This is a genomic window from Streptomyces sp. WM6372, from assembly GCF_001279655.1.
In the GTDB taxonomy this organism is placed as follows: Bacteria; Actinomycetota; Actinomycetes; order Streptomycetales; family Streptomycetaceae; genus Streptomyces.
This window is the reverse complement of sequence record NZ_LGDB01000203.1, coordinates 25,871-50,748: the sequence shown is the minus strand read 5'-3', so window position 1 is coordinate 50,748 and position 24,878 is coordinate 25,871. Positions and strand designations below refer to the sequence as shown.

Annotated in this window: 24 protein-coding genes; 9 read left to right on the top strand and 15 right to left on the bottom strand. The window is 73.8% G+C overall.

Annotation, left to right across the window (positions count from 1 at the left end):
- The first annotated feature begins 600 nt into the window (after positions 1-600).
- Positions 601-1,287 carry a GNAT family N-acetyltransferase gene (locus ADK52_RS26235; RefSeq protein WP_053692296.1) on the top strand — a complete coding sequence of 229 codons (687 nt, stop codon included), beginning with the start codon at positions 601-603 and terminating at the stop codon, positions 1,285-1,287.
- Positions 1,288-1,353: 66 nt separating this feature from the next.
- Here the strand turns inward: ADK52_RS26235 and ADK52_RS26230 are convergent, their stop codons facing one another.
- Genes ADK52_RS26230 through ADK52_RS26220 form a run of 3 tightly spaced genes read right to left on the bottom strand, consistent with a single transcriptional unit; the run spans position 1,354 to position 4,616 of the window.
- On the bottom strand, positions 1,354-2,385 hold the full coding sequence (locus ADK52_RS26230; RefSeq protein ID WP_053692295.1) for a TolB family protein: 1,032 nt from the start codon (positions 2,383-2,385) through the stop codon (positions 1,354-1,356).
- Between the two features lie 48 nt (positions 2,386-2,433).
- Positions 2,434-3,732, bottom strand: coding sequence for an MFS transporter (locus ADK52_RS26225; RefSeq protein ID WP_063783940.1), 1,299 nt, complete (start codon positions 3,730-3,732; stop codon positions 2,434-2,436).
- A 2-nt stretch (positions 3,733-3,734) separates the two neighbouring features.
- Positions 3,735-4,616, bottom strand: a complete 882-nt coding sequence (locus ADK52_RS26220) for an alkaline phosphatase family protein (RefSeq protein WP_030154071.1) — start codon at positions 4,614-4,616, stop codon at positions 3,735-3,737.
- A gap of 281 nt (positions 4,617-4,897) precedes the next feature.
- Here ADK52_RS26220 and ADK52_RS26215 point away from each other — a divergent pair, with 281 nt between their 5' ends.
- Positions 4,898-6,142 (top strand): alpha/beta hydrolase, encoded by a 1,245-nt coding sequence (locus ADK52_RS26215; protein WP_078988607.1) that lies wholly within the window; start codon positions 4,898-4,900, stop codon positions 6,140-6,142.
- On the opposite strand, the gene ADK52_RS26210 is transcribed toward ADK52_RS26215, so the two are convergent.
- A complete protein-coding gene (locus ADK52_RS26210; protein ID WP_053692294.1) occupies positions 6,120-7,586 on the bottom strand; it encodes a carboxylesterase/lipase family protein in 1,467 nt (488 codons plus the stop codon). The two genes, ADK52_RS26215 and ADK52_RS26210, sit on opposite strands and share 23 nt — an antisense overlap.
- Positions 7,587-7,693: 107 nt before the next feature.
- On the opposite strand from ADK52_RS26210, the gene ADK52_RS26205 reads away from it, so the two are divergent.
- Together ADK52_RS26205 and ADK52_RS26200 are read left to right on the top strand one after the other, a co-directional pair.
- Positions 7,694-8,080 (top strand): hypothetical protein, encoded by a 387-nt coding sequence (locus tag ADK52_RS26205; protein WP_159046035.1) that lies wholly within the window; start codon positions 7,694-7,696, stop codon positions 8,078-8,080.
- An 81-nt stretch (positions 8,081-8,161) separates the two neighbouring features.
- Complete coding sequence (locus tag ADK52_RS26200; protein ID WP_030868780.1) at positions 8,162-8,440, top strand: chaplin; 279 nt, start codon at positions 8,162-8,164, stop codon at positions 8,438-8,440.
- Between the two features lie 118 nt (positions 8,441-8,558).
- On the opposite strand, the gene ADK52_RS26195 is transcribed toward ADK52_RS26200, so the two are convergent.
- The 6 genes from ADK52_RS26195 to ADK52_RS26170 form a co-directional block, all read right to left on the bottom strand.
- The gene (locus ADK52_RS26195) at positions 8,559-9,422 is read right to left on the bottom strand and encodes a tyrosinase family protein (RefSeq protein WP_053692292.1); all 864 of its coding nucleotides are present in this window, start codon (positions 9,420-9,422) and stop codon (positions 8,559-8,561) included.
- Positions 9,423-9,432: 10 nt separating this feature from the next.
- Positions 9,433-9,798 (bottom strand): tyrosinase family oxidase copper chaperone, encoded by a 366-nt coding sequence (locus ADK52_RS26190; RefSeq protein WP_053692291.1) that lies wholly within the window; start codon positions 9,796-9,798, stop codon positions 9,433-9,435.
- 185 nt (positions 9,799-9,983) lie between these two features.
- Positions 9,984-10,595 carry a trimeric intracellular cation channel family protein gene (locus tag ADK52_RS26185; RefSeq protein ID WP_053692290.1) on the bottom strand — a complete coding sequence of 204 codons (612 nt, stop codon included), beginning with the start codon at positions 10,593-10,595 and terminating at the stop codon, positions 9,984-9,986.
- A gap of 188 nt (positions 10,596-10,783) precedes the next feature.
- Positions 10,784-11,896 (bottom strand): acyl-CoA dehydrogenase family protein, encoded by a 1,113-nt coding sequence (locus ADK52_RS26180; RefSeq protein ID WP_053692289.1) that lies wholly within the window; start codon positions 11,894-11,896, stop codon positions 10,784-10,786.
- Positions 11,893-13,080, bottom strand: a complete 1,188-nt coding sequence (locus ADK52_RS26175; protein ID WP_053692288.1) for an acyl-CoA dehydrogenase family protein — start codon at positions 13,078-13,080, stop codon at positions 11,893-11,895. Before ADK52_RS26175 ends, ADK52_RS26180 begins: the two co-directional genes overlap by 4 nt.
- On the bottom strand, positions 13,077-14,054 hold the full coding sequence (locus tag ADK52_RS26170) for an NADPH:quinone oxidoreductase family protein (protein ID WP_053692287.1): 978 nt from the start codon (positions 14,052-14,054) through the stop codon (positions 13,077-13,079). The genes ADK52_RS26175 and ADK52_RS26170 overlap by 4 nt, the downstream gene beginning before the upstream one ends.
- 195 nt (positions 14,055-14,249) lie before the next feature.
- On the opposite strand from ADK52_RS26170, the gene ADK52_RS26165 reads away from it, so the two are divergent.
- The 3 genes from ADK52_RS26165 to ADK52_RS26155 all read left to right on the top strand — a co-directional run bounded on the left by ADK52_RS26165 (position 14,250) and on the right by ADK52_RS26155 (position 17,272).
- Positions 14,250-15,389 carry a hypothetical protein gene (locus ADK52_RS26165; RefSeq protein ID WP_147419986.1) on the top strand — a complete coding sequence of 380 codons (1,140 nt, stop codon included), beginning with the start codon at positions 14,250-14,252 and terminating at the stop codon, positions 15,387-15,389.
- A 68-nt stretch (positions 15,390-15,457) separates the two neighbouring features.
- The gene (locus tag ADK52_RS26160) at positions 15,458-16,435 is read left to right on the top strand and encodes an SDR family oxidoreductase (RefSeq protein WP_234344239.1); all 978 of its coding nucleotides are present in this window, start codon (positions 15,458-15,460) and stop codon (positions 16,433-16,435) included.
- Positions 16,436-16,471: 36 nt separating this feature from the next.
- The gene (locus tag ADK52_RS26155) at positions 16,472-17,272 is read left to right on the top strand and encodes a hypothetical protein (RefSeq protein ID WP_053692285.1); all 801 of its coding nucleotides are present in this window, start codon (positions 16,472-16,474) and stop codon (positions 17,270-17,272) included.
- Here the strand turns inward: ADK52_RS26155 and ADK52_RS26150 are convergent.
- The 5 genes from ADK52_RS26150 to ADK52_RS26130 form a co-directional block, all read right to left on the bottom strand.
- Complete coding sequence (locus ADK52_RS26150) at positions 17,259-18,092, bottom strand: enoyl-CoA hydratase/isomerase family protein (protein ID WP_053692284.1); 834 nt, start codon at positions 18,090-18,092, stop codon at positions 17,259-17,261. The two genes, ADK52_RS26155 and ADK52_RS26150, sit on opposite strands and share 14 nt — an antisense overlap.
- Before the next feature lie 45 nt (positions 18,093-18,137).
- Positions 18,138-18,902, bottom strand: a complete 765-nt coding sequence (locus ADK52_RS26145; RefSeq protein ID WP_053692283.1) for a PIG-L deacetylase family protein — start codon at positions 18,900-18,902, stop codon at positions 18,138-18,140.
- A gap of 53 nt (positions 18,903-18,955) precedes the next feature.
- Positions 18,956-20,260 carry an alpha/beta fold hydrolase gene (locus tag ADK52_RS26140; protein ID WP_107090177.1) on the bottom strand — a complete coding sequence of 435 codons (1,305 nt, stop codon included), beginning with the start codon at positions 20,258-20,260 and terminating at the stop codon, positions 18,956-18,958.
- A gap of 338 nt (positions 20,261-20,598) precedes the next feature.
- A complete protein-coding gene (locus ADK52_RS26135; protein WP_053692281.1) occupies positions 20,599-21,684 on the bottom strand; it encodes an S-(hydroxymethyl)mycothiol dehydrogenase in 1,086 nt (361 codons plus the stop codon).
- A gap of 73 nt (positions 21,685-21,757) precedes the next feature.
- On the bottom strand, positions 21,758-22,705 hold the full coding sequence (locus tag ADK52_RS26130; RefSeq protein WP_053692280.1) for a LysR family transcriptional regulator: 948 nt from the start codon (positions 22,703-22,705) through the stop codon (positions 21,758-21,760).
- 56 nt (positions 22,706-22,761) lie between these two features.
- Between ADK52_RS26130 and ADK52_RS26125 the strand changes: the two genes are divergently transcribed.
- Both ADK52_RS26125 and ADK52_RS43955 read left to right on the top strand, forming a co-directional pair.
- The gene (locus ADK52_RS26125; RefSeq protein WP_234344238.1) at positions 22,762-23,670 is read left to right on the top strand and encodes a dihydrodipicolinate synthase family protein; all 909 of its coding nucleotides are present in this window, start codon (positions 22,762-22,764) and stop codon (positions 23,668-23,670) included.
- Between the two features lie 393 nt (positions 23,671-24,063).
- Positions 24,064-24,837, top strand: coding sequence for a transglycosylase SLT domain-containing protein (locus ADK52_RS43955; RefSeq protein WP_053692279.1), 774 nt, complete (start codon positions 24,064-24,066; stop codon positions 24,835-24,837).
- Positions 24,838-24,878: the final 41 nt, after the last annotated feature.

Genomic DNA, 24,878 nt, shown 5'->3' with positions numbered 1-24,878 from the left:
TCGGATGTCACGATCGCCCAGCGGAAGGGCGCGTAACGGAGCGCGACGGGGCGGTGCCGGTCGGAATGAGCGGCCGGGGTCGGTGGCGGCGCCGTGGTTGACGGCGCGGTCGATCATCGTCGCCGGGCCGGCCACCGACCCGGCCGGCGGGGGTCCCGGAGCCCGGCGCCGGACACATCGCCGACGGCCGTATGTTCGACGTCACTGCGGCCCGGGCGGGGCCCCGGTACCATCCGCCGCGACGGCGGCCGGGGCCGCCGTGGGGCCTCCCTGGACTTCCCGGTATCCATGCAGGTCAGAGGGTGTTTGTACGCCGATCGGAGGCCGTCGGGGCGGCCGTCCGGGGGACCCGTGCGGCGCGCCGGAACGGATGTCCGCGGATCAGGATTACGGGGGCTCCTGGGCGGGGACCAAAGTCATCGAAAAACATGGCCGCGGCGTTGCCAATTTGGGGGTTCATGAGAGCACATTTAGGGGCTACATTGAGCCACTCGCGTTCACCTGACAGCCCGTTGCCTTTCACCCGTGTTTTGCGCGGGGGGCGACGTCAGGAGCGCACACTGTGCAACCACCCCACCGCCCAGAAGGACCGAAGGCTCCGTGCCCGTACCCGTACTCCTCGCGGGCCGCACCGTGCGGCTCGAGCCCCTCGCCCCCCACCACACCGAGGCCTTGGCCGTGGCCGGGGCCGAGGATCGTACGACTTACGCCTTCACCCCCGTACCCCATGGGGTGCAGGCGTCCCACGAGTACATCGACCGCGCCCTCGCAGATCAGGCGGCGGGTCGATCGCTCCCCTTCGCGGTGGTCAGAGCCACCGACGGCCGGGTCGTCGGTTCGACCCGGTTCCTGGAGCTCGACTACTGGCAGGGACCACTGGTGTGGCCCGCCGTGCCGGGCGTCCCGTTCGGTGATCCGGCGACGGCGATCCCCGATGCCGCCGAGATCGGCAATACCTGGCTGTCCCCGGGCGCCCAGGGGACGGGCATCAACACGGAGGCGAAGCTGCTCATGCTCCGCCATGCCTTCGAGACCTGGGGCGTGCGCCGCATCTCGCTGCGCGCCGACGCCCGCAACGGGCGCTCGCGGGCCGCGATGGAGCGGCTCGGGTTCACCTGCGAGGGGGTCCGCAGGGCCCATTCGCGGGGGCTCGACGGCGCCGTGCGCAGTACCGCCTTCTACTCGATCCTCGACGAGGAGTGGCCGGCCGTACGGTCGATCATCGAGCTGAAGCTGTCGGCGGGGGCCCAGCGCAAGCGGCGCCGCAAGACCCTGGTCCCGGCGTAACGGTCCTGCGGTCCGGCGTTCGGCGCAGCCGTCCCGTCAGCCCCCGCCCCGGCCCTTCCCCCGGCGTCAGCCGAGGAAGGCCGGGGCGAGGGCCGATGCCATCAGCGGGGCCGGGGCGCCCTTGCCGTCGGCCGGCAGGGCGTACAGGTCGGCGCCGAAGTCGCCGGGCAGGGAGTAGACGACCGTCTCGTCGTCCGTCCACACCACCTGGTCGTCCACGCTGCGCTCCTCGGCGAGCGGGGTCTCCCGCATGGAGGCCAGGTCCAGGACGTACAGCCGCCACGGGGCGTCCGGTGACAGGCCGGGCACCCTCTTCTTGAACACCAGCCGGGTCCCGTCGGGTGACAGCGACGGGCATTCCAGGTTCTCGCGGAGCGTGGTCACCGTGCGTTCGGCGAGGTCGCCGCGGACCAGATAGGTCTGGCCGCCGGTGGCGAGCGTCGCGTAGAAGGTCCGCTCGTCGGCGGCGAAGGTCACGCCCCAGAAGTTGACGTCGGCGTTGCGGTAGGCCTTGCCGTCCTTGCGGATCTCGAAGTCCTCCAGGGAGGCGTCGAACTTTCCGGTGCGCAGGTCGAGCAGCGAGGTCCGGGTGGAGAAGTTCGTCCCGGCGTACGAGTCCCCGCCGACGAAGACCGTCCAGGCGGCGAGGTGGCCGCCGGGCGAGACCCGGGCGCGGGTGGGGATGCCGGCCAGCGGGCGCGCGGAGACCTCCTTGAGGTGCGCGTCGAGGACGACGGCCCGGTAGCTCTCCTGGACCCCGCCGCCCTTGTCGGCCTGGAGGCAGATCCCGGTGCCGGCCGCGGAGTGGAAGCGCAGGCAGCTCACTCCGGAGGCGGTACGGGGGCCCTGGGGCGCGTCGGCGGGGACGGTGGCGAGCTCGTCGCGGTGCGGGCCCCACGCCATGTTCCGGAACACGATCCGCCGTTTGCCCGCGTCCGGGGCCAGGGAGACCTCGCCCCGGGTGATCTGCGGCCCGCCGGCCTGGGTCTGGTTCTTCTCGTCGGCCCGTGAGGAGGCCCGTACGACGGCGAGCACCCCCACCGCGGCGAGCAGGACGACGGCGGAGACGAGGATCAGGATCCGGCGTGGGAGGGTCATGGGGGCCTTTCGGGGATGGGGGGGAAGGTCGGCGGCGGCCGGGCGGGCTCAGTCGGCCGGCGTCTCGGCGGCCATGGAGTCCGCGGGCCGGAGCCAGGCGCACGCGGCGGCCGCGGCGGCCAGCAGTACGGCCGCGGCCGCGAGGGCCGGGCGGGGGCCCCAGACGGTCCAGGCGGCGCCGAAGCCCAGGGAGGCGGCGAACCGGGCGAGGGCCTGACCGGTCTGGACGAGGGCGAGGCCGCCGCCGCGGTGCTCCTCGGGCACGGCTCCGGCGGCCGCCGCCATCAGGACGCCGTCGGTGGCCGCGTAGAAGCCGCCGTGCAGCAGGAGCACGGCGTACGGCAGGACCGCGACGTGGGCGTGCCCCGGCCCGCCCGCCAGCAGCAGCCCGTACGCGAGGAGCAGCGCGAGGTGGCCGCCGAGAAAGACGCGCCAGCGGCCGATCCGGTCGGCGAGCCGGCCGAGCGGCAGCGCGAGGAGGAAGAACGCGGCGGCCGTGCCCAGCGGCAGCAGCGCGAACCAGCGGTCGGCGACCCCGGTGGCGCGCTGGAGCAGCAGGAAGACGAAGGCGTCGCTGACGGTGCACAGCCCGAGCAGCAGGGCGCACAGGCTGATCCGGCGCAGGTCGCGGCGGCCCAGCAGCCCGAAGGCGGCGCGCAGCGAGACGGGCTCGGCGCCGGGCGACGGCTCGGTGCGCCGGCCGGGGACGAACAGGACGAGCACCAGCACGCCGAGGGCGGCGACGCAGGCGCTGACCGTGAAGACGGCGTCGTAGCCGTCGGCGGCGCCGCGCAGGATGAGGAAGGCGAGGATCGGCCCGATCAGGGCGCCGGCGGTGTCCATGGCCCGGTGGACCCCGAAGGCCCGGCCGCGGTCCTCGGGGGCGGCGGCCAGGGAGATCAGCGCGTCGCGCGGGGCCGTGCGCAGGCCCTTGCCGGTGCGGTCGAGGGCGAGCACCGCGCCGATGGCGGGGAGGGTGTGCGCGAGCAGGAGCAGCGGCTTGCACAGGGCCGAGAGGCCGTAGCCGAGGCCGGCGAGGGCCTTGTGCCGGCCGAGGCGGTCGCCGAGGTGGCCCCCGGTGAGCCGGACCAGGGCGCTGATGCCGTTGTAGATCCCGTCGAGCAGTCCGAAGCCGAGCGGGGACAGGCCGAGGCCGGCGACGAGGTAGAGCGGGAGCACGGCCGTGACCATCTCGGAGGAGACGTCGGTGATCAGGCTGACCGTGCCGAGGGCGAGGACCGTGGGGGCGAGCGCGGCGCGCCGCCCCGGGCGGATGCCCGGGACGGCGGCCTGCTGCTCGGGGGTCACGGCGGGCGCGGGGGTACCGCGGCTGTCCGCAACGTACATGGTCAGGAAGCCCAGATCCCCGTGATGTCCTTGGCGCCGGCCGCGTTCCCGGCGTGGGTGGTCAGGCCGGCCAGGCCTTCCAGGGTGCGCAGCACGTCGTAGTGGTTGTAGGTGGTGGACGAGGTGCTGCCGGGGGTGACGGGCTGGCCGTAGAGGACGGTGGGGATCTTGTTGCCCGCGAGCCGGTTGTCCTCGTCGAAGGTGACGACGAGGAGGCTGTTGTGGGTCTTGGCCCAGTCCGCGTAGGCCTTGAGGTTGTTCTTGAGCCAGGTGTCGCCGGTGCCGACGGAGCAGTCGTGCATGTCGCTGCACAGGTTCGGGACGACGAAGGACACCTTGGGGAGGGTGGTGTAGTCCGTCGGGAACTGGGTCATGGTCTTCGCGGTGCTGGTGGGCACGTTGGAGAAGGCGAACCAGGGGTTGTGCTTGCGGGCGTAGTTGCCGCTGCTGCACGTGGTGGAGCCCTGGCTGGGGAGGGTCTCGTTGTAGCTGGCCCAGCTCTTGCCCGCGGCGATGAGCTCGGAGGCCAGGTTGGGCGCGGAGCTGAAGCCGGGCGTGTAGCAGCTGTCGCCGGTGACGCCCTGGTTGGAGCCCGAGAACAGCTGGAGGTAGTTGGGCTGGCTGGGGTGGGTGATGCCGAACGACTGCGTGAGGTTGGCGCCCCCGCTCTTGAGGGAGTTGATGTACGGGGCGCTGGAGCTGCCTATGACCTGGTTGTAGGCGTGGTTCTCGAAGACCACGACGACGACGTGGTCGGGGGCCGGCAGGCCGGCCGCGTGCGCGGGCTGGGCGGCGCCGAGGCCGGCCCACAGGGCCGTGCCGGCGGCGGTGAGGCCGAAGGCGGTGGCAAGGGCGGTCTTGCGGGCGGACCGTGATGAGGTCATGCCAAACACGGGAGATACCTCCGGGCAGGGGGGTCGGGTGGCGGCGCGCAGGCACCATACCCACGGGCATGTGCATGGGCCAGGGACGGTCAGCTAACAGACCGGGAACTCCGGTTGCCCTGCCGGTGTTCGGCAACGCCCTGGCCTACGGCAACCCAAGAGCTGGGAAAAAGGGGAACCAGGCAGCACGTAGGCTCATCCTTCGAACAGAAGAGACCAACCCCCAGACGGGGAAGAGACCACCCCCCGACGGGGCAGCACCAGCCGGAGAGCAACCGCACATGTCGTACTCACCCGACGGACAGCACCAGCCGTACCGGTCGGAAGGGCAGTACCAGCAGCAGCCCTACGGCGCTTCGTACACGCAGCAGTACGAACCCCAGTACCAGCCCGAGCCGCCGTACGGGCCGCCCCAGCCGCCGTACTACGAGCCGGAGGAGCCCCCGTACGAGGAGCGCCGCCCGCGCCGGGGCAGGCGCTGGCTGATCGCGGGTGTCACCGTCCTCGCGCTCGCCGGCATAGCCGCGGGGGTGATGTGGCACTTCGAGATACCGCCCTTCACCGACAAGGGCAAGGACGTCTCCTTCGGCCAGGGGGCCGCGGGCGGCGGCCAGGCGGGCGGCACGGGCGGCGCGGCCAAGCAGGCCGCCAACTCGAAGGCCCTGATGCCCACCAACCCGACGGCCGCGTTCAAGAACTCCATGACCCTGAGCGACGGCACGCACGTGGCCGTGACCACGCTGGACGGCAAGAAGTCCGGCTTCAAGGGCAAGGTGTGGGTCTGGGCCCCCAAGGAGTACAACGACCCGAAGTTCGCCAAGAGCGGCTTCCCGGTCATGATCGCCCTGCCCGGCGGCGCCGGCTACCCGAACAACTACTGGATGGGCACCGACCTGGGGCTCCAGACCAGCATCAGCAAGTGGTACGCCGAGGGCAAGAGCAAGCCGTTCATCCTCGCCATGCCCGTGCTGAATCCGGGCCCGGACGACAAGGGCATCTACTGGGACGGCTCCGACATCCCCGACCAGCCGAAGATGGGCACCTGGCTGACCGAGGACGTCCCGGACCTGATGAAGGAGAACTTCCGCACCATCAAGTCCCGTGACGGCTGGGCCTACATGGGCTCCTCCACCGGCGGCTTCGCGAGCCTGAAGGCCGTGCTCAAGTACCCGGAGAAGTTCAAGGCCGCGATCTGCTCCGGCCCGGACATCGTGCCCGACTCCTCGCTGTGGAAGGGCCACGACAAGGAGAAGGCCGAGAACAACCCGGAGCTCCTGGCCAAGGCCATGATCGACAAGAAGGGCGCTCCGGACGTCTACCTCGCCTTCCAGGTCGGCGACAACGAGAGCAACAAGAAGACGCTGCCCGACGTGCAGAAGTTCGTCGCGACGTACGGCAAGGGGCCGATCCACACCAGCCTGAGGGTCATCCCCGGCGGCCAGCACAACGCCAAGACCTACGTCCCGAACATGGGCGAGGGCCCGATCCAGTTCATCAGCAAGGTCATGGAAGGACCGGTGGAGTAGCAGCCGGTGCAACCACCGGTACGGACGACTCCTCGCGCCGCGGCCCGCCGAACACCATCGGCGGGCCGTCGCCGTCCCAGGCCGCCCAGCCCGGGTCCCCGGTCACGGCGAAGCGCACCCAGGCCGCGTGCATCCGGTCGGCCAGCTCCTGCGGGGCGTCCGGCCCGGCCAGCCACGAGGCCTCCGGTACGTCGAGGGTGTCGAACACGAAGCCCAGCTCCAGGGCGTGGCAGGAGCCGAGGCCCGGTACGCCCGAGGGCCAGCCGAACTCGTACAGGAAGCTGGGGGCGGACCGAGGCGCCCCCGCGAGGCGGCGCAGCGGATCGCGCAGCAGCCGGTCGGTGAGCAGCTGTCCCGCGAGCTCGGCCGGGCCCGCCCCGGGCAGTACGGCGCGCAGCGCCCGTACGGCGGCCCGGTCCTTGCCGCTGCGGGCGCGGGCCAGGGCCAGCGTGAGCGGGCCGAACCGGTCCATGACCGGCAGGGCTCCGGTGGGGGCGAGCCAGAGCCGGTACTCCTCGGTGGTCCAGCCCATCAGCAGCGGTACGTCCGTCGCCGTCGCGGCCTCCAGCGGGTCCGCGGGGAGCGTGTCCGGGTCGGTGACCAGGCCGAAGGCGGGGCCTCCGGTGAGCGGGTTGGTGCGGCGCAGCACGGCGCCCTGGGCGGCGAGCAGGTCGGGCAGGGCGGTGGCGGCGAAGGCCCCGGCGGTCGCGGGCACCTTGAGCAGCGAGGCCATCCGCCGGACCATGGCGCGCACCTTCTCGCGGGGCAGCGCCTCGGGGGCGCCGCTCTGCAGGGCGGCCTGCGCGAAGAGCCCGGCGGCGCGCGGGGCGCCGAGCAGGGCCCCGACACTGATGGCTCCGGCGGATTCGCCGAAGACGGTGACGCGGGCGGGGTCCCCGCCGAAGGCCTCGATGTTCTCGCGGACCCAGGTCAGGGCGGCGATCTGGTCGAGCAGCCCGCGGTTGGCGGGGGCGTCGGGGAAGAGCCCGTAGCCGAGGACGCCCAGGCGGTAGTTGACGGAGACGAGCACCACCCCGTCGCGGGCGAAGGCGGAGCCGTCGTAGACGGGGACGGCCGCGGAGCCGCGGGTGAGCGCCCCGCCGTGCAGCCACACCATGACGGGCAGCCGGGCCCCGGGGGCCGGCTCCGGGGTCCATACGTTGAGGTTCAGGCAGTCGTCCCCGGGGACCTCCGGGTCGGGCAGCAGGGCCGCGAACTTCGGCGGGTAGGGCACCTTGGGCGCGGTGGGCCCGAAGGCGCCCGCGTCGCGTACGCCGTCCCAGGCGGCCGGCGGCGCGGGCGCGGCGAAGCGCAGCGCCCCGACGGGCGGGGCGGCGTACGGGATGCCCCGGAAGGAGGCGATCCCGCCCGGGCCGGTCCGGCCCTCGACGACGCCGTGCCCGGTCCTGACCCGGGGCCGGCCGCTGCCGCCCGCTGCGCTCATCGTTTCCTCCGTCTGAATCCGGCGTTCCGCCTCCCCGGCACGGTCGCACAGGCCTGCGAGGGGTGACAAGGCGTGCCGGGCACGGGGCGGGCCGGGTTGGACCGGGCATGCGATCCATGCGTATCCACCCCGCCGTGCGCGGCTTCCTCCGGGCGGCGCGGCCGGTCCCCCCGTTCGCGCCCGTGCTCCTGCCCCTGCCCCTGCTGCTGCTCGTGGCCGCGGGCCCGGCGCGGGCCGCGGCCGGGCCCGACTTCCAGTACCTGGGCCAGGACGACAAGATCCACGGGCTGACCGCCCCGCGGGGCTGCGTGGAGGCGAAGGGCGGCGGATCCCGGGCCGTCACCAACTCGACCCGCGGGACGGCGACCTTCTACCGGGAGCCGGGCTGCGCCGGCAGCCCGGCGGCGGTCCTGGAGCCGGGCAGCGCGGGCCCGATCAAGCCGTACTTCGCCTCCGTGCGATTTTCCTTCATCACCACGGCCCAACGGCCGTGACCGCAGGGCTCCCGCTGCGTTGTACGCCATGTCAAATGCCACAGACCCCTGTGGCACCACACATCTCACGAGGAGATCTTGATGTCGCGTATCGCGAAGGCAGTCGCCGTTACCGCTGTTGCCGGTAGCGCCCTGGCCGCCGGTGCCGGTCTGGCCGTCGCCGATGCCGGAGCGCACGGTGCGGCGGTCGGCTCCCCCGGTGTCCTCTCGGGCAACCTGGTCCAGGTTCCGGTGCACGTCCCGGTCAACGTCTGCGGCAACACCGTGAACGTGATCGCCCTGCTGAACCCGGCGTTCGGCAACACCTGCGTCAACGCGTCGGGTGGCGGCGAGCACCACACCGAGGGCTACGGCGGCTGACGGCCGGATCGAGGACCGAGGGCCCCCGCCGCACGGCGGGGGCCCTTCTCGCGTCCGGGCTCGCGTCCGGGCGTCGCGTCCGGGTGGCGGATCATCCGTACGGACGCATGCGTACGGGTCATTCGTAGCGGTAGAGGCCCTGGTGGCTGAGCATGTCGCGCGGGGTGAGGTCCCACGGTGGCATCGGCTCGTCGAGGGCGATCACCCGGCCGCGCTGGAGGTCGCCCGGTTCGAGCGGGGCGGCGGGCAGGTAGCCGGAGCCGGGGTGCCTCAGCTGCCAGCGGTCCCAGAGCAGGTCCACGAAGGCGTGGTGCAGCCAGAACGCCGGGTCGTTGGGGGCCGTACCGCCCGTCATGTGGCCGCCGATCCACTGGTGGACCTTGTTGTGGTTGCGCCAGCGCTCGCTCTTCGGCGCGGCCCAGCCCTCCAGCTTGTTGCGGAAGCCGCCATCGCGCGCCGTGGAGTCCCAGGGCGAGGTGTCGTACTTCGGGTCGTCCAGCGCCCACTGGAGCTCGGCCGCGGTGGGCAGGGCGATCGGGTTCTGCGGCCGGCCGAGGTTGCGGGTGAGGAAGCGGGCCTCCGTGAGGCCCACCGTGATCTCCCAGTTGCCGTTCTCGTAGGCGAAGGGGCCGGTCATGACCCGGCGGTCGCTCTCGCGGCCGGTGCCGCCGAGGAAGTCCTCGGCCCACAGCGAGGAGACCGGGCTGTTGTCCGCGGTCCAGTCCCAGTACGGGACCGAGACTCCCGGATCGACGGCCTGGAGCAGCCGCTCGAACTCGAGCAGGTAGCGGCGGTGCCAGGGGAAGAACGACGGGGACATGTGCCCGACGCGGAGCTTGCTGTCCCGGTCGGGCACGAAGTACTTGTCGTGCGTGCGCACCAGGTCGTCGTAGGCGCCGGAGCGCTTGACCTCCAGCACGGCCGCCGTGAACCGCTTCTTCTGGGCGCTGGTCAGGTTCTTCTGATTCTGCCGGGTGTACATGCGGGGCTCCTCAGCCGTGGTGCGGGGCCGCGAACGCCAGCTGGGTGGTGCCGAGTTCGTCGACGGCGGCGCGGGCGAGTTCCAGCGGGGTCCCGAAGGACTGGAAGTGGTTGATCCCGCTCAGGTAGCTGCCGTCGGCGCGGCGCATGACGTGCAGGGGGCGGCCGTCGATGCGGACCCCGGCGAGGTCGACGGCGATGTGCCGGCCGCGGTACGTCTCCTCGGCGAGGGGGGCCGGGGTCAGGGTCTGCCGGGGGCGGCGGGCGCGCAGTACGGGGGCCAGCGCGGCGGCGGTGCCGGCGAGCACCGCCGCGGTGAAGGCCGTACGAAGGGCTGTGCGGCGGGTCAGTGCTGCGGAGGCGGGTGTGGCGTACATGCGGTCTCCCTCGCTCGGTGGTCCGCGCTACAGGGGTCTAACGCGGCGCGGCGGGCGAGGTCACCTCGGCAGGTCAGGGGGCTTGTGGAAGAGGGTGGTCGGGTGCGGCCGGCCCGCCGGGGTCGGCGGCCGGCCGGGCGGTCACGGGCCGGGCGGTCACGGGGGTCGTGCGGCGGGGACGGGGATCAGCCGGCGGCCCGCTGGAGGCGGGGCAGGTGCAGGTCGCGGAAGACGGCGGCCATGCGGAGCGTGAAGACGAGGCCGGCGCAGACGGCGGTGTTGAGGGTGTCCGCGGTCCCGGCCCAGTGCAGGCCGAGGTAGCAGGCCGCCCCGGCGAGCGCGGCGGTCGCGTACACCTCCTCGCGCAGGAGCAGCGGCGGGAACTCCCCGCAGAGCACGTCGCGGATGACCTCGCCGGTGACCCCGGTCAGCACGGCGAGGATGAGCACGGCGACGGGCGTGACGTGGGCGTCGATGGCGGCGCGGGCGCCGATGACGGTGACGACGGCGAGGCCGACGGCGTCGACGACGGCGAGGGCCCGCTGCGGGAGCTCGCGGCGGCGCAGGCAGAGCATGGTGGCGACGGCCACGGAGGCGATGACGACGAGCAGGAGCCAGTCGCGGGTCCAGTAGAGCGGGTGGCGGTCGAGGATGAGGTCGCGGAGGGTGCCGCCGGAGATGGCGGCGGCGAAGGCCAGGACGAGCCCGCCGAAGGGGTCCATGTTGGCCCGGTGGGCGGCGAGCACGCCGGAGGCGGCGAAGGCGGCGATGCCGAGGAGGTAGAGGGCGTGCAGCACGGCGCCTCCTTCAGGGGCGGGACGGACGATGCGGATCGACCCGTCGACCCTGCCGCACCACCCCGCTCCCCCGCATCGGCCGTTCGGCCATGCCCGGCCGGGTGCCGCCCGATGCCGCCGCGCCCCCGCGCCTCGAACGCCGGCCGGGCTGTGTTCGGCCCGTCCGGCGTTCGGGGAGCGGGTCCGGGCTACGGGGAGGGGAGTTCGGCGAAGTCCGCCACCAGGGCGTGGTGGTGGCCCGGGGTGCCCAGGGTCAGGGCGTCGGCCTTGGCCCGCTTCAGGTACAGGTGCGCCGGGTGCTCCCAGGTCATGCCGATGCCGCCGTGCAGCTGCACGCACTCCTCCGCCGCCCGCACCGCCACCCCGGAGCAGTACGCCTGCGCCACGGCCACCGTCAGCGGTGCGTCGGGGGCCCCGGTGGCCAGTGCGTCCGCCGCCGCGCGGGCCGCGGCGCGCGCCGAGGCCACGTCCAGCCACAGCTGCGCCAGCCGGTGCTTCAGCGCCTGGAAGGAGCCGACCGGACGGTTGAACTGGTGACGGCCGCGCACGTGCCGCACCGTCTCCGTCAGGCACCACTCCGCGAGCCCGAGCTGCTCGGAGGCCAGCAGTCCGGCCCCCGAGAGCAGCGCCCCGGCGACCGCCGCGCGGGCCGTCGCCGGGTCCGCGAGCAGGGTCCCCGCGGCGCCCTCCAGCGTCACCGTGGCGAGCGGGCGGGTCAGGTCCAGCGGGACCCGCGCGGTCAGCGAGACCTCCGCCGCCGGGACCGCGTACAGCCCCGTGTCGGCGAGGACCAGCAGGACGTCGGCGGCCACCGCGTCCGCCACCGAGGTGACGGTGCCCGTCAGGATCCCGCCCCCGGTGTCCCGGACGGCGGTCGGCAGCGGCACGCCCGGGGCCTGCGTCAGCGGCAGCGCGGGTGCGCACACCTGCCGGCCCGCGGCCAATTCCCGCAGGAGACCGGAGACTTCCGCAGTGACGGTGTCACAGCCCAGCAGGATCTCCGTCGCGAGCACCGCGCTGGTCAGGTACGGCACCGGCGCCACGGCCCGCCCCAGCTCCTCCAGGACCACGGCCGCCTCCCGGTGGCCCGCGCCCTGGCCGCCGAGCTTCTCCGGTACGAGCAGCCCGGCCGTGCCGATCTCCGCCGCGAGCGTGTGCCACAGCTCCGGGTCGTGCGGCCGGCCGGTCTCCGCCCGGGCGAGCACGGCCGCCGGTGCGCACCGGTCCGCGAGCAGCGCCCGTACGGCCGACCGGAGCTCCTCCTCCGTCTCGGAGTACAGCAGGTCGAACGCAGTGCTCATCGGGCCAGGTCCTTCCAGGCGAGGTCCTTGTCGTCGCGCGGCTCGGGGGGCAGGCCGAGGACGCGTTCGGCGACGATGTTGAGGAGGATTTCGCTGGTGCCGCCCTCGATGCTGTTGCCCTTGGCGCGCAGGTAGCGGTAGCCGGCGTCGCGGCCGGTGAAGTCGACGAGCTCGGGCCGGCGCATCGTCCAGTCCTCGTAGAGCAGGCCCTCCTCGCCGAGGAGTTCCACCTCCAGGCCGCTGATCTCCTGGTTGAGGCGGGCGAAGGTGAGCTTCATCCCGGACCCTTCGGGGCCGGGCTGCCCGGCGGCGAGCTGCTGGCGCAGCCGCTCGCCGGTCAGCCGGGCCACCTCGGCCTGGACCCACAGCTGGAGCAGCCGCTGGTGCAGTGCGTGGGTACGGAGCTCGGGGCGCTCGCGCCAGGCGGCGGCGACGGGCGCGATCATGCCACCCTCGCGCGGGATCCGCATGCCGCCGATGGAGACGCGTTCGTTCATCAGGGTGGTGCGGGCGACCTCCCAGCCCTGGCCGACGGCGCCGAGCCGGTGGCTGTCGGGGATGCGGACGCCGGTCAGGAAGACCTCGTTGAACTCGGCCTCGCCGGTGATCTGGCGCAGCGGCCGGACCTCGACGCCGGGGGCGTGCATGTCGCAGAGGAAGTACGTGATGCCCTGGTGCTTGGGCAGCGCGGGGTCGGTGCGGGCGATGAGGATGGCCCAGCGGGCGGTGTGGGCGCTGGAGGTCCACACCTTCTGCCCGTCGACGATCCAGTCGCCGGAGCCGCTCTCGCGGACCGCGCGGGTGCCGAGCGCGGCGAGGTCGGAGCCGGCGCCGGGCTCGCTGAAGAGCTGGCACCAGACCTCATCGCCCACCCACAGGGGGCGCAGGAAGCGCCGCTTCTGCTCGTCGGTGCCGTACGCGAGGATGGTGGGCGCGGCCATGCCGAGGCCGATCCCGATCCGGCGCGGGTCGTTGTCGGGGGCGCCGGCGGCCTCGAGTCCGGCGTCGACGACGGCCTGGAGGGAGCGGGGCGCGGCGAGTCCGCCGAGGCCTTCGGGGTAGTGGACCCAGGCGAGGCCGGCGTCGAAGCGGGCCCGCAGGAAGTCGGCGCGGTCGGTGTCGGCGGGCGGGTGGGCGAGGAGCAGGTCCCGTACGCGCGCCACCAGTTCTTCGGAGGTGATCACCGCGGGTCCCCTCCGTTCAGGGCCGGTACGACGACCAGCCGGCCGGTGGTGGTCCCGTCGGCGAGGCGCTGCACGGCGTCGGCGACTCCGGCGAGCGGGACGCGTTCGCTGACCAGCGGCTTGATGGCGCCTTCGGCGGCGAGCCGGGTGAGCTCGGTGTGGCAGGCGGCGATGGCGGCGGGGTCCTTGGCGGCGTACAGGCCCCAGTGCAGGCCGAGGATGGCGTAGTTCTTCACGAGGGCGTGGTTGAGGGCGGGGGCGGGGATGGTGCCGCTCGCGAAGCCGACGACGACGATCCGGCCCTCGAAGGCCACGCACTTGGCGGAGGCGGCGTACGCGTCGCCGCCGACGGGGTCGTACACCACGTCGGCCCCGCGTCCGCCGGTGAACTCCTTGACCCGGGCGACCAGGTCCTCGCCGGTCCGGTCGATCACCAGGTCGCAGCCGAGTTGCTCGGCGGTGCGCGCCTTGGCCTTGCCTCCGACGACCCCGATGACGGTGGCGCCGGCGGCCTTGCCGAGCTGGACCGCGGCGCTGCCGACCCCGCCGGCGGCGGCGTGCACGAGGAGGGTCTCGCCGGCCTGGAGGCGGGCCCGGCGGTGCAGGCCGAACCAGCCGGTCTGGTAGCCGATGTGCAGGGCGGCGGCCTCGGCGTCGTCGAGGGTCTCGGGGGCCGGCAGCAGGGCCCGGGCGGAGGCGGTGACGTACTCGGCGAAGCCGCCGTGCGGCAGGCTCGGGTTGGCGATGACGCGGCGGCCGTCCTCGGTCTCGCCGCAGATCTCGACGCCGGGGGTGAAGGGCAGCGGCGGGCGGATCTGGTACTGGCCCCGGACGAGCAGCGCGTCGGGGAAGTTGACGTTCGCCGCGAGCACCTTGAGCCTCACCTCGCCCTCGCCGGGCACCGGTTCGGGAACCTCTTCGAGGCGCATGGCCTCTCGGGGTTCGCCGGGGGTATGTACTCGCCATGCCTGCATCCGGGGCCTCCAGCCGCCGTCGAGGAACCACGCTCCGCGGGCATACTAAGCAGTCGCTTGCCTCTCTGGGAACCGCCGGCGGGGCGGATTCCGGGTCGGACCGAAACCCCACGCGTCAATCCGGCCACTTCCGCCCCCGATCAGGCAATATGTGGCGTGCACGCGTCATGACTTGAGTCCAGGGGGGACCACCACATGAGAAGAAGCATGTCCGCGGCCGCGACCGCCGTCGTTCTGGCCGGTCTGGTCACGGCGGCCGGGCCGGCGGCCGCGGCCGGGCCGGCGTGCACGCCGGACATCCTCCGGCTGCCGGCCCTCACGGACGGCCCCGCGCCGGCCGGCGGGGCCGTACGGGCCTTCGGGACCGGCGGCCTGGTGGCCGGCGACAGCGTCGGGCTGCCCGCGTACTGGACCGCCGACCACGCGGTGCACGCCGTCCCGCTGCCCGAGGGCTACGTATCGGGCCAGGTCCTCGCGGTGAACGCCAAGGGCCTGATGGTGGGCACCCTGCGGCGCGCCGGCGACTACCAGAACTCCTACGGGTTCACGTACCAGCGGGGTGCGTCGCAGGTGCGGCTGATCGGCGGCGGGGCCACGGCCGGCGCGGTGACGGACGTCAACGACGCGGGCCGCTTCGTCGGCATGGAGGGCGGCGTCGCCAAGGAATGGCTGAACGGCGCCGTGGTGCGCGAGCTGCCCGTTCCCTCGGACGCCCACCCGAGCACCCGGATCGTCTCGGTGGACGGGATCAACGCACGCGGTGACATCGTCGGCACGGCCCGGACCTCGTACGAGGAGGACGACATGCTCCGGGGCAAGACCTTCCCCGTGGTCTGGCCCGCGGGCGGCGGGTACCCGCCGTACAGCCTGCGGGTGTGGACCGAGGACGACTGGACGGTCCAGACGAGCGCGGCCGGAATCGACGACCGCGGCCGGGTCGTCGGCCACGAGGACCTCAGCCACCGCGACTGGCAGGAGCGCAAGCCGGCCGTCTGGAAGAAGCCCTACGACGCCCTGCCGAACGATCCCGGCCGGGTCAAGGGCTACGACCACGTGACCTTCGACGGCCTCAGCCCGGCCACGAACGTGGCCGTCGGCTCGGCGATGACCTTCGTCGAGGGGTACGCCAACTTCCTCCACGCCGCGTACTGGCCGGGAACGGGAGCCCCGCTGGCGCTCCCGCACCCCGCGGGTACCGGCCCGGACTCGCGCAGCTCGGCCTTCGCCGCCTCGGACGACGACCGGGTGGGCGGTACGTTCTACGACTGGGGGACCATGAAGGGCGGTGCCGTGGTGTGGAGCTGCGCGAGCAAGCAGGCGTACGCACCGCAGTAGCCCCCGGGCAGGGGCCCGGGCTCCCGCGAGCATGGTGATCTGAGCTCCGGCGCGCTATCGATGGGCGCATGCAGACGCCTTCGCAGGATCCCGCGCAGGAACCGTCGCCCGGGCCGCCCCCGCTGCCCCCTCCGCCCCCGCCGCCGCCCTCGCGGTCCGGACCGCCCGGGCTGCCCGCGCCACCGCCGGCGGGCGCCGCCGCGCTGCCGGCCGGTACGTACGCGGGTCAGGTGGTCCTCGTGACCGGCGGCGGCACCGGGCTGGGCAAGGCCATCGCCGCCGAGTTCGCCCGGCTCGGCGCGGACCTGGTGATCGCGGGCCGGCGCGCTGAGCGGCTGGAGGCGGCGCGGGAGGAGTTGGCGGCCGTCCCCGGCGCGGGCCGGGTGACGGCCGCCGTCTGCGACATCCGGGACCCGGAACGGATCGCCGAGGTCTTCGACGCGGCGGAGGCGGCGCTCGGCCTGCCGGACGTCCTGGTCAACAACGCGGCCGCCAACTTCCCCTGCCCGGCGGAGGACCTGTCCCCCCACGCCTGGCGGTCGGTCGTCGACATCACCCTGACCGGTACCTGGTTCACGACCCGCGAGTTCGGCCGCCGCCACCTCGGCGCCGCCGCACCCGGGTCCATCGTCAACATCGGCGCCTCGTACGCCTGGACCGGCGGGCCGGGCTTCGCCCACAGCGCGGCCGCCAAGGCCGGGGTGAAGAACCTGGTGGAGACGCTCGCGGTCGAATGGGGGCCGTACGGCATCCGGATCAACGGCCTCGTCCCCGGCCTCTTCCCGCACGCCGACATGACCGAGGACATCCGCGGGGGCCTGGAGCGGGCCGCGCCCGACGCCCGGGACTCCCGCCAGCCCGCCCTGCGCGTCGGCGCCCCGCGCGAACTCGGGTGGGCGGCCACCTTCCTGGCCTCCCCGTACGCCCGGTTCATCACCGGGCACACGCTGGTGGTCGACGGCGCCAACTGGCAGCGCCGCTCGCTGGTCAACCCGGAGGTGGTCCCGGTCCGCACGCAGTTGGGCCGCGGCCCGTTCACCCCCTGAGCGCCGACTGTCAGTGGCCGGTGCGAGGATCCCCTCATGTCTCTCGCCGATCTGACCCTCACCCACTGGCGTTCGCTCGACCGGGCCGCCGCCGGGCGCGTCGCACACGAGGCCGCCGCGCAGGCGGGCGGCCGCGTGGTGCTGCTCGACACCGTCGACCACCTCGGCGGGCCGCTGCACCGCGTCCGCATCGAGCGCGAGGGGCAGGAGTTCGCCCTGATACCCGGCGGGAGGGTGCGGCTCGGGTTCGACCTCGACGCCTGGGTGCCGACGCCCGCGCAGGCCGCCGACTACGAGGAGAGCCGGGCGGAGGGGTACGGGTACGAGCTCCCCCTGAAGGACTACCTCGCCGAGGTGCTCAGCCCGGTCCGTACCACGGTGCTCGCCACCGTGCTCATGGCGGTGGAGGACGAGACGCTGACCGAACGCCCGGAGGCCATGGCGGACGTGCTCGCGGCGCGCGGGCTGCGGATGCCGGGCGCCGACGAGTGGGAGCACGCCTGCGGGGCCGGGGCGGGCACCCTGTTCCGGTGGGGGAACGAGTGCCCCCTGGACGAGCCCTCGTACGGGGGCGACGGTGGCCTGCGGCACGAACCGAACGCCTTCGGGCTGCACATCGCGTACGACAGCTACGGCACGGAGCTGGGCGGCGACCCGGCCGCGGTGCACGGCGGTGACGGCGGCGAGGCCGTCTGCGGCGGATACGGCGACCTGCTCGCGTGGCTGCCGCTGGCCACCGCCAACCGCAACCCGTCCACAGCCGAGTTCGTGTACGGACCGGACGGCGAGGGCATGTACGAGGAGTTCTCGACGCGGCCGGTGTTCAGCCTCCGGTGAAGTGCGGCGGGCGGCGGGCCGCCTTGGCGGCGTAGCCCTCGCGGCAGTCCTCGGAGGTGAGGGTGAGGGCCGCCGTCATCGCGACGCGGTCGAGGGCCGGGGCGAGGGCGGCGTCCGCGTAGGCGTCGATCCCGCGCTTGATCCCCTGCACGGCGAGCGGGGCGTTGGCGGCGATCTCGGCCGACACCGCGCGGGCGGTGCTCTCCAGCTCGTCCGGGGAGACGAGCAGCTGGACCAGGTTCAGGCGGTGCGCCGTCGCGGCGTCGATCCGGCGGCCGGTCAGCGCCAGGAACTTGGCCCAGCCCGCCCCCGCCTCGCGGGCGATCCGCAGATCGCCGCCCGCGTCCACCGCCACGCCGAGCCGGGCCTCGGGGAGGGCGAAGACGGCGTCCTCGGCGGCGATGCGGAAGTCGGCCATCAGGGCCAGTTCGAAGCCGAAGCCGAGGCAGTAGCCCTGTACGGCGGCGACCACCGGCTGCGGGAGCCGCGCGAGCACGGCGAAGCGCTCGTGCACCCAGCGGACGCCCTCGTAGTAGTTGCGGGTCCGCTCGGCGGCCGTCGCGCCCGTGATGGCGCCGCCGGGGGCGCTCACGTCGATGCCCGCGCAGAAGGCGCGGCCCTCGGCCCGCAGCAGGACCACCCGTACGTCCGGATCGAAGCGGATCCGGTCCGCGAGCAGGCCCAGCTGGCGGGTGGACTCCCAGCTCCAGCCGTTGAGCCGGTCCGGGCGGCAGAGGGTGAGGACCGCGATCCCGTCCGCGCTCTCCAGCCGGACGCGCTCCTCGCCCTCCGCGACCTCGGTGCCGATGGTGTCGATCACGGGAACCCCCTCTTCTGACGGTTCGTCAGAATAGAGGTTGCGGACTCAGCGGGTGAAGACCTCGAACGTCACCGCCGGGCGGCCGCCGAAGCGCGGCGCCGCCTGCTGGGCGTAACCGGTGAGGAAGCCGCGGACGTACTCCTCGGGGTCCTGGTCGGTGAGGACCTCGATGTACGCCTTGTGCTCCATCAGCGACTTGATGGAGCGCTCCAGGCCGGGGCCGGCGTCCACGGCGTGCGTCGGCGTCGAGGACCCGGCCACCGCGACCCAGCGCACTCCGTCCCAGGGCTCCAGGCCCTGCTCGGAGATGAGCTCGGGGAAGATCCACCGGTTGCCGGCGTCGGCGGCCGCGTCCAGGGTGGCCCGGCCGACGGCCTTGTGGTCGGGGGTGTTCCAGTTGCCCCCGCCACCCTGCCCGCCCCAGGTGTCGCGGTGGTTGAGGGTGATGAGCAGTTCGGGGCGGTGCCGGCGAATGGCCGCCGCGATGTCCCGGCGCAGGTCCAGGCCGTACTCGACGACGCCGTCGCGGTAGTCGAGGAACTCCACCGTGGAGACCCCGACGACCGCGGCGCTCGCGCGCTGCTCGGCCTCGCGCAGCGGGGCGCACTCCTCGGGCGGGATCGTGTCGATGCCGGCCTCGCCGCGGGTGGCCAGGAGGTAGACGACCTCGCGGCCGCCGTCCGTCCACTGGGCGATCGCGCCGGCCCCGCCGTACTCCAGGTCGTCGGGGTGGGCGACCACCGCGAGGGCGCGCTGCCAGTCGGCGGGCATCGGCTCCAAGGGCGCGGGCTGATCCAGTTGTTCGGTCATGCCCCGCACAATAGACGCACCCCCGCCCACCCCCACGTGCGGGAAGCGGAGTTCTAGACGTCGTCGCGCACGAGGGCCAGCAGGCGGTCCAGGACGCGGGGGCCGCCGGCGCGGACGCCGTCGTGTTCGAACTCGTCCGTCACCCAGGTGCGCAGGCCCCGGATCGACGCGGCGGTGTGCAGGGAGTGCGCGGTGTCCACGTAGAGGTCGTCGTGGTAGATCACGGCGGCCACCGGGACCTCGTTGGCGGCGAGCCGGGCCGGGTCGTACAGGGGCCCCCAGCCGGTACGGGCGGCCAGCAGTTCGGCGGTCTCGCGCAGCGGGGCCAGCGCCGGGTCGGCGGTGAAGTGCCAGGGGTGGATGGTCTCGCCGGTGAACAGCAGGGGTCCGTCGCCCGCGAGGGTCTTCCCGGCGTCGAAGCCGGGGTGGCCCGCGCGGACCCGTTCGGCGGCCCAGGCGGTGGGCGCGGCCGGGTCCTGGGCGTAGATGGGTTCGTGGAGCAGGGCGTACAGGGGGTGCGCGGCGAAGGAGAGCAGCCCCTGTACGCGTTCCAGGAACGCGTCGGCGAGGGCCGGGCCCGCCGGGGTCGGGACGAAGGCGTCCTCCAGCAGGTAGTGCAGCTGGTGGCTGCCGTCACCGGTGCCGAGCAGGATGCCGAGGGATTGGAAGGCCTCGGCGGTGAGGCGGTGGCCGCCGGGGAGTTCGGCCGGGCGCTCCACGAGGTGGGCGGCGATGCGGCGGGCGCGTTCGACGTCCATCGGGTAGCGGGCGTAGTGGGCCAGGTTCTTGCGCTCCATGCGGGGGTACGCCGCCGCGTACACCTCGTCGGCGGTGGCCGTCAGGGAGGGGAGGCCGCCGGTGATGAGGGCGGCGGTCAGGCCCTCGGGGGCGGTGGAGAGGTAGTGGGTGGTGCAGAAGCCGCCGAAGCTCTGGCCGAGCACGGTCCAGGGCGCGCCGCCGGTCAGGCCGGGGCGGATCGCCTCGGCGTCGCGCACGATGGAGTCGGCGCGGAAGTGGGCGAGGTACTCGGCCTGCCGCTCGGGGGTGCCGCGCAGGGGCAGGGTCTGCCGGTTCGCCGGGGTGGAGCGGCCGGTGCCGCGCTGGTCGAGCAGGAGGACGCGGTACTCGGTGAGGGCCCGCTCCAGCCACGCCTGCCGGCCGGTGAAGCGGCGGGCGCCGAAGCCCGGGCCGCCCTCCAGGTAGAGCAGCCAGGGCAGGGTCTCGGGGTCCTTGCCGGTGGCGACGGCCTCGCGGGCGTACAGCTCGATGTGCTCCCCGTCCGGGCGCGCGTGGTCGAGCGGGACGCTGAAGCGGTGGTCGGTGAGGACGACACCGGGCTGGCGGTAGCTGCGGTCGATGGTCACGAACGGCCCCTAGGTCGTGTCTTTTGGATCAGGTCGGATCAGGTCGCGGCGTCCGGTGCCGTGCATCGCAAGGCCGAGGAGGGAGTCGACGCGGCGGGGGCACCTCCCAGCGGTAGCTGGGGGACGTCGGCGAGCGACGAGAACGCGGCGAGGTGCGGCACCAGACGCCGCGAGCCCGGCATGATCCGAAAGACACGACCTCGGTGTGCGGCGGCCCCGGCCGGATCACGACCGGGGCACGGGTCTGGCGGCCCGGCCGAGTGGAGTACGGGCCCGCCGCGCCCCACGGCCCCCACCTGCGCCAACGTCAGCCGGGGGCCGGGGAGCGGGGCCTAGAACTCGACGACCGAGCGGAGGACCTCGCCGCGGTGCATGCGGGCGAAGGCCTCTTCGACCGCGTCCAGGGGGATGGTCTCGGAGACGAAGGCGTCCAGGTCCAGGCGGCCCTGGAGGTAGAGGTCGATGAGGAGGGGGAAGTCCCGCTCGGGGAGACAGTCCCCGTACCAGGAGGACTTGAGGGCGCCGCCGCGGCCGAAGACGTCGAGCAGCGGGAGTTCGAGCTTCATCTCCGGCGTCGGCACGCCGACCAGGACCACCGTGCCGGCGAGGTCGCGGGCGTAGAAGGCCTGCTGGTAGGTCTCGGGGCGGCCCACGGCGTCGATGACGACGTCGGCGCCGTTTCCGCCGGTGAGGGCCTGAACGGCCTTGACCACGTCCTCCGTACGGCCGTTGACGGTGTGGGTGGCCCCGAGGCCGCGCGCCCACTCCAGCTTCCGGTCGTCGAGGTCGACGGCGATGATCCGGCCCGCGCCGGCGAGGCGGGCGCCGGCGATGGCCGCGTTGCCCACTCCCCCGCAGCCGATGACGGCGACGGAGTCGCCGCGTCCGACGTTGCCGGTGTTCAGGGCGGCTCCGAGACCGGCCATCACCCCGCAGCCGAGGAGTCCGGCGGCGGCCGGGGAGGCCGCCGGGTCGACCTTGGTGCACTGGCCGGCCGCGACCAGGGTCTTCTCGGCGAACGCGCCGATGCCGAGCGCCGGGGAGAGCGGGGTGCCGTCCTCCAGGGTCATGGGCTGCCTGGCGTTGTGCGTGTTGAAGCAGTACCAGGGGCGGCCGCGCTTGCAGGCCCGGCAGGTACCGCACACGGCGCGCCAGTTGAGGACGACGAAATCGCCGGGCGCGACGGAGGTGACGTCAGGGCCGACGGATTCGACGATTCCGGCGGCCTCGTGGCCCAGCAGGAAGGGGAACTCGTCGTTGATTCCGCCCTCGCGGTAGTGGAGGTCGGTGTGGCAGACCCCGCAGGCCTGGACCTTGACCAGGGCCTCGCCGGGTCCCGGGTCGGGCACGAGGATCGTCGTCGTCTCCACCGGTGCGCCCTTGCTCCTGGCGATGACCCCTCGTACACGATGCGTCACGTCGTACCCCGCTCTGGTCGGATCTGTCTGGATCAACGAACGTACACGGGCGCGGCGGTGGAAGGGAGTCGTGTCACGCCGGGGAAGTGGGAGTGGCGAGTTCCGGAGGTACGGCGGCGCGAAGTGCCGCGCCGAAGGCGGCCACGGCGGGATGGGCGGCGGCGCCGCTGCGGAAGGCGATCTGGGTGCGGCGCTCCATGAGGAGCCGGGTGAGGGAGACGGCCGGATCGGCGGGCCCCGTGACCCCGAGCTGCGGGACGACGGCGACGCCCTGACCGGCCGCGACCAGGGCGAGCACGGTGGGGAACTCGTCGACCCGGTGGCGGATCCGCGGGGTGAACCCGGCGGCCTGGCAGGCCCGCAGGGCCATCGCGTGGCAGAGGGTGCCGTGGGTGGCCGTGATCCAGGGGGCGTCGGCATGGGCGCGCAGGACGGCGCCCTGGTCGGGACCGCGGCCCGCGGGGGCCGCGGCCGCTCCGGCCGGGGCCCCCGCCGGAGCGGCCAGGTACATCGACTCGCGGTAGAGCGGCTGCGTGGCGAGCCCCGGCTCCTGCGGCGCGGGGACGAAGTCGTACTCGTGGATCAGGGCCACGTCCAGGTCGCCGGCGCGCAGCGCGTGCGCGACCGCCGCCGGGTCGGTCTCCGAGACCATCGGCTCCAGACCCGGGTGGCGCCGGGCCAGGGCCACCAGGGCGGCCGGGACGATGGCCCGGATGGCGGTGGGGAAGGCCCCGATGCGCAGGGCCCCGGCCAGGCCGCCGCGCGCCTCGGCGAGATCGGCGTCAGCCTGTTCCAGCCGCTCCAGCACGGCCTCGGCGTGCCGGACCAGGTTCTGCCCGGTAGGGGTGAGCCGGACCCGGCGGCCGGTGCGTTCGAGGAGCGGCAGCCCCGCCTCGCGTTCGAGGACGGCGAGTTGCTGGGACACCGCCGAAGGGCTGAAGGCGAGGGCCTCGGCCACGGCGGCGATGGTTCCGCGGCGGGCGAGTTCGCGCAGCAGGCGCAGGCGTCGTACGTCGAGCATCGGCTCAGCTTACGGGTGGGGTAAGAAACGCGAACTGGATTTGATGCTCCGGGCAGATGAAGCTCGACCGCATGGCACAGGACCTCTCCCTCCACGGGATTCACGTACCGCTCGTCACCCCCTTCACGCGCGCCGGGGACGTCGCCGCCGACGCCCTGGAGGCGCTCGCCCACCAGGTGCTCGACGAGGGCGCCACCGGGATCGTCGCCCTCGGCACCACGGGCGAGGCCGCCACCCTCGACGAGGCGGAGCGCGACCTCGTCACCGGCGTCTGCGCCCGGGTCTGCCGCGAGCGGGGGGCGATGCTGACCGTGGGCGCCGGGGCGGGCGGCACCCGGGCCGCCGGGGCGGCGCTCGGCAGGCTCGCGCAGTGGCCCGAGGTGCGGGCGGCACTGGTGACCGTGCCCTCGTTCGTACGGCCCGGGGCGGCGGGGGTGCTGGCGCACTTCGCGCGGCTGGCCGAGGTGAGCCCCGTACCGCTGGTCGTCTACCACATCCCGTACCGGACCGGGCAGCCGCTGGACGCGGCCGCGCTGCGGGCGCTCGGGGAGCTGCCCGGGGTGGCCGGGATGAAGTACGCGGGCGGCGGCGTCGGCGAGGAGGCGGTGGCGCTGCTCGGCGGTCTGCCGGACGGGTTCGCGGTGCTGGCGGGCGACGACCTGTACGTGTCCCCCCTGCTGGCACTGGGCGCGGCGGGCGGGGTCCTCGCCTCGGCGCACCTGGCGACGGCCCGGTACGCGGAGCTGGCGGCGGCCTGGCGGGCCGGTGACGTGCCGCGGGCGCGGGCCCTGGGCCACGCCCTGGCCCGGCTCTCGGCGGCACTCTTCGCCGAACCGAACCCGGTGGTCGTGAAGGGCGTGCTCCATGCCCAGGGCCGGATCCCGACGCCGGACGTGCGGCTCCCGCTGCTGCCCGCGGGCGGGGCGGCGGTGTCGGCGGCGCTGGAACGGCTCGCGGAGGTCTGAACACCGTCCGACGGCGCGACGGGCGTGCCGGGAAGCGCCCCCCGTGGGCGGTTCGCAAACAACGGGCGAGATGCCCGAATCAGGCAGGAGTACGGGCGACTTGTCCGTTTCCCCGAACGGCCTCCGGAGCCCGTGATGTGAGTCACTCGAATAGGAGCAACATCATTAAACCGGAGCGGGCGTTTTCCTTTTCCCGGAAAGGAATTTCGGCATTCCCGGAAGGCGCCCCCAAGGTCGTTTTCTACCTTGAAACCGGCAAGTCGATCACCCGGGGGAATTCGAGCCTTGTTCCCGCCCGGCGGACTCGCTTACCTTCACGTCATTCCCAGCGGGCAGCTGCCGAAACCGGCGGCCGCCAGGGATCCCCCGCACCCCCACGTGAGGAATTCCGCCATGCCCGGACTCGGTAAGCACCGTCGGCCGAAGCAGCGCCCGATCGCCCGCAAGCTGGCCTTCGCCGGTACCGGCGGCGCCGCCCTCGCCCTGCCGCTGATCAGCGCGACCACGGCCGGCGCGGCCGTCACGCAGCCGGCCGCGGCGCCCGCCGCGAAGACCGTCACGCTGCCCGCCGTCACGCTGCCCGCCGTCAAGCCGGCGCTGGTAAAGGCGGCTGTCCCCCTCACCTATTCCGTGACCGTCGGCGACACCCTTTCGAAGATCGCCGTCGAGCATGCGGTGAACGGCGGCTGGCAGGCCCTCTACGAGGCCAACCGGAGCGCCATCGGGGCCAACCCCTCGATCATCCGCCCCGGCCTCAAGCTGAGCATCGGCGCGGCGGCCAAGGCGGCCGCGGCGAAGGCGACCGCGGTGAAGGCCGCCGCGGTGGCCAAGCCCGCCACCACGTACGCGAACAACCTGGACGGCTGGATCCGGCAGTCGCTCGACATCATGGCCCGGCACGGAATCCCCGGCAGCTACAACGGAATCCACCGCAACGTCATGCGGGAATCCTCGGGCAACCCGCTGGCCATCAACAACTGGGACTCCAACGCCGCGGCGGGCATTCCCTCCAAGGGCCTGCTCCAGGTCATCGACCCGACCTTCCGGGCCTACCACGTGCCCGGCACCTCCCTGGACTCGTACGACCCGGTCGCCAACATCACGGCCGCCTGCAACTACGCGGCGGCCCGCTACGGCTCGATCGACAACGTCAACGGCGCCTACTAGGCCCCGAGAGGACCGCCCTGGAGCCGACGTTGGAGCCGGGC

Coding starts and splice junctions, on each gene's coding strand:
- ADK52_RS26230 (WP_053692295.1), bottom strand. CDS start 2,385: ATGACCCTCCCACGCCGGATCCTGATCCTCGTCTCCGCCGTCGTCCTG.
- ADK52_RS26225 (WP_063783940.1), bottom strand. CDS start 3,732: ATGTACGTTGCGGACAGCCGCGGTACCCCCGCGCCCGCCGTGACCCCC.
- ADK52_RS26220 (WP_030154071.1), bottom strand. CDS start 4,616: ATGACCTCATCACGGTCCGCCCGCAAGACCGCCCTTGCCACCGCCTTC.
- ADK52_RS26215 (WP_078988607.1), top strand. CDS start 4,898: ATGTCGTACTCACCCGACGGACAGCACCAGCCGTACCGGTCGGAAGGG.
- ADK52_RS26210 (WP_053692294.1), bottom strand. CDS start 7,586: ATGAGCGCAGCGGGCGGCAGCGGCCGGCCCCGGGTCAGGACCGGGCAC.
- ADK52_RS26205 (WP_159046035.1), top strand. CDS start 7,694: ATGCGATCCATGCGTATCCACCCCGCCGTGCGCGGCTTCCTCCGGGCG.
- ADK52_RS26200 (WP_030868780.1), top strand. CDS start 8,162: ATGTCGCGTATCGCGAAGGCAGTCGCCGTTACCGCTGTTGCCGGTAGC.
- ADK52_RS26195 (WP_053692292.1), bottom strand. CDS start 9,422: ATGTACACCCGGCAGAATCAGAAGAACCTGACCAGCGCCCAGAAGAAG.
- ADK52_RS26190 (WP_053692291.1), bottom strand. CDS start 9,798: ATGTACGCCACACCCGCCTCCGCAGCACTGACCCGCCGCACAGCCCTT.
- ADK52_RS26180 (WP_053692289.1), bottom strand. CDS start 11,896: ATGAGCACTGCGTTCGACCTGCTGTACTCCGAGACGGAGGAGGAGCTC.
- ADK52_RS26170 (WP_053692287.1), bottom strand. CDS start 14,054: ATGCAGGCATGGCGAGTACATACCCCCGGCGAACCCCGAGAGGCCATG.
- ADK52_RS26165 (WP_147419986.1), top strand. CDS start 14,250: ATGAGAAGAAGCATGTCCGCGGCCGCGACCGCCGTCGTTCTGGCCGGT.
- ADK52_RS26160 (WP_234344239.1), top strand. CDS start 15,458: ATGCAGACGCCTTCGCAGGATCCCGCGCAGGAACCGTCGCCCGGGCCG.
- ADK52_RS26155 (WP_053692285.1), top strand. CDS start 16,472: ATGTCTCTCGCCGATCTGACCCTCACCCACTGGCGTTCGCTCGACCGG.
- ADK52_RS26145 (WP_053692283.1), bottom strand. CDS start 18,902: ATGACCGAACAACTGGATCAGCCCGCGCCCTTGGAGCCGATGCCCGCC.
- ADK52_RS26130 (WP_053692280.1), bottom strand. CDS start 22,705: ATGCTCGACGTACGACGCCTGCGCCTGCTGCGCGAACTCGCCCGCCGC.
- ADK52_RS26125 (WP_234344238.1), top strand. CDS start 22,762: ATGAAGCTCGACCGCATGGCACAGGACCTCTCCCTCCACGGGATTCAC.
- ADK52_RS43955 (WP_053692279.1), top strand. CDS start 24,064: ATGCCCGGACTCGGTAAGCACCGTCGGCCGAAGCAGCGCCCGATCGCC.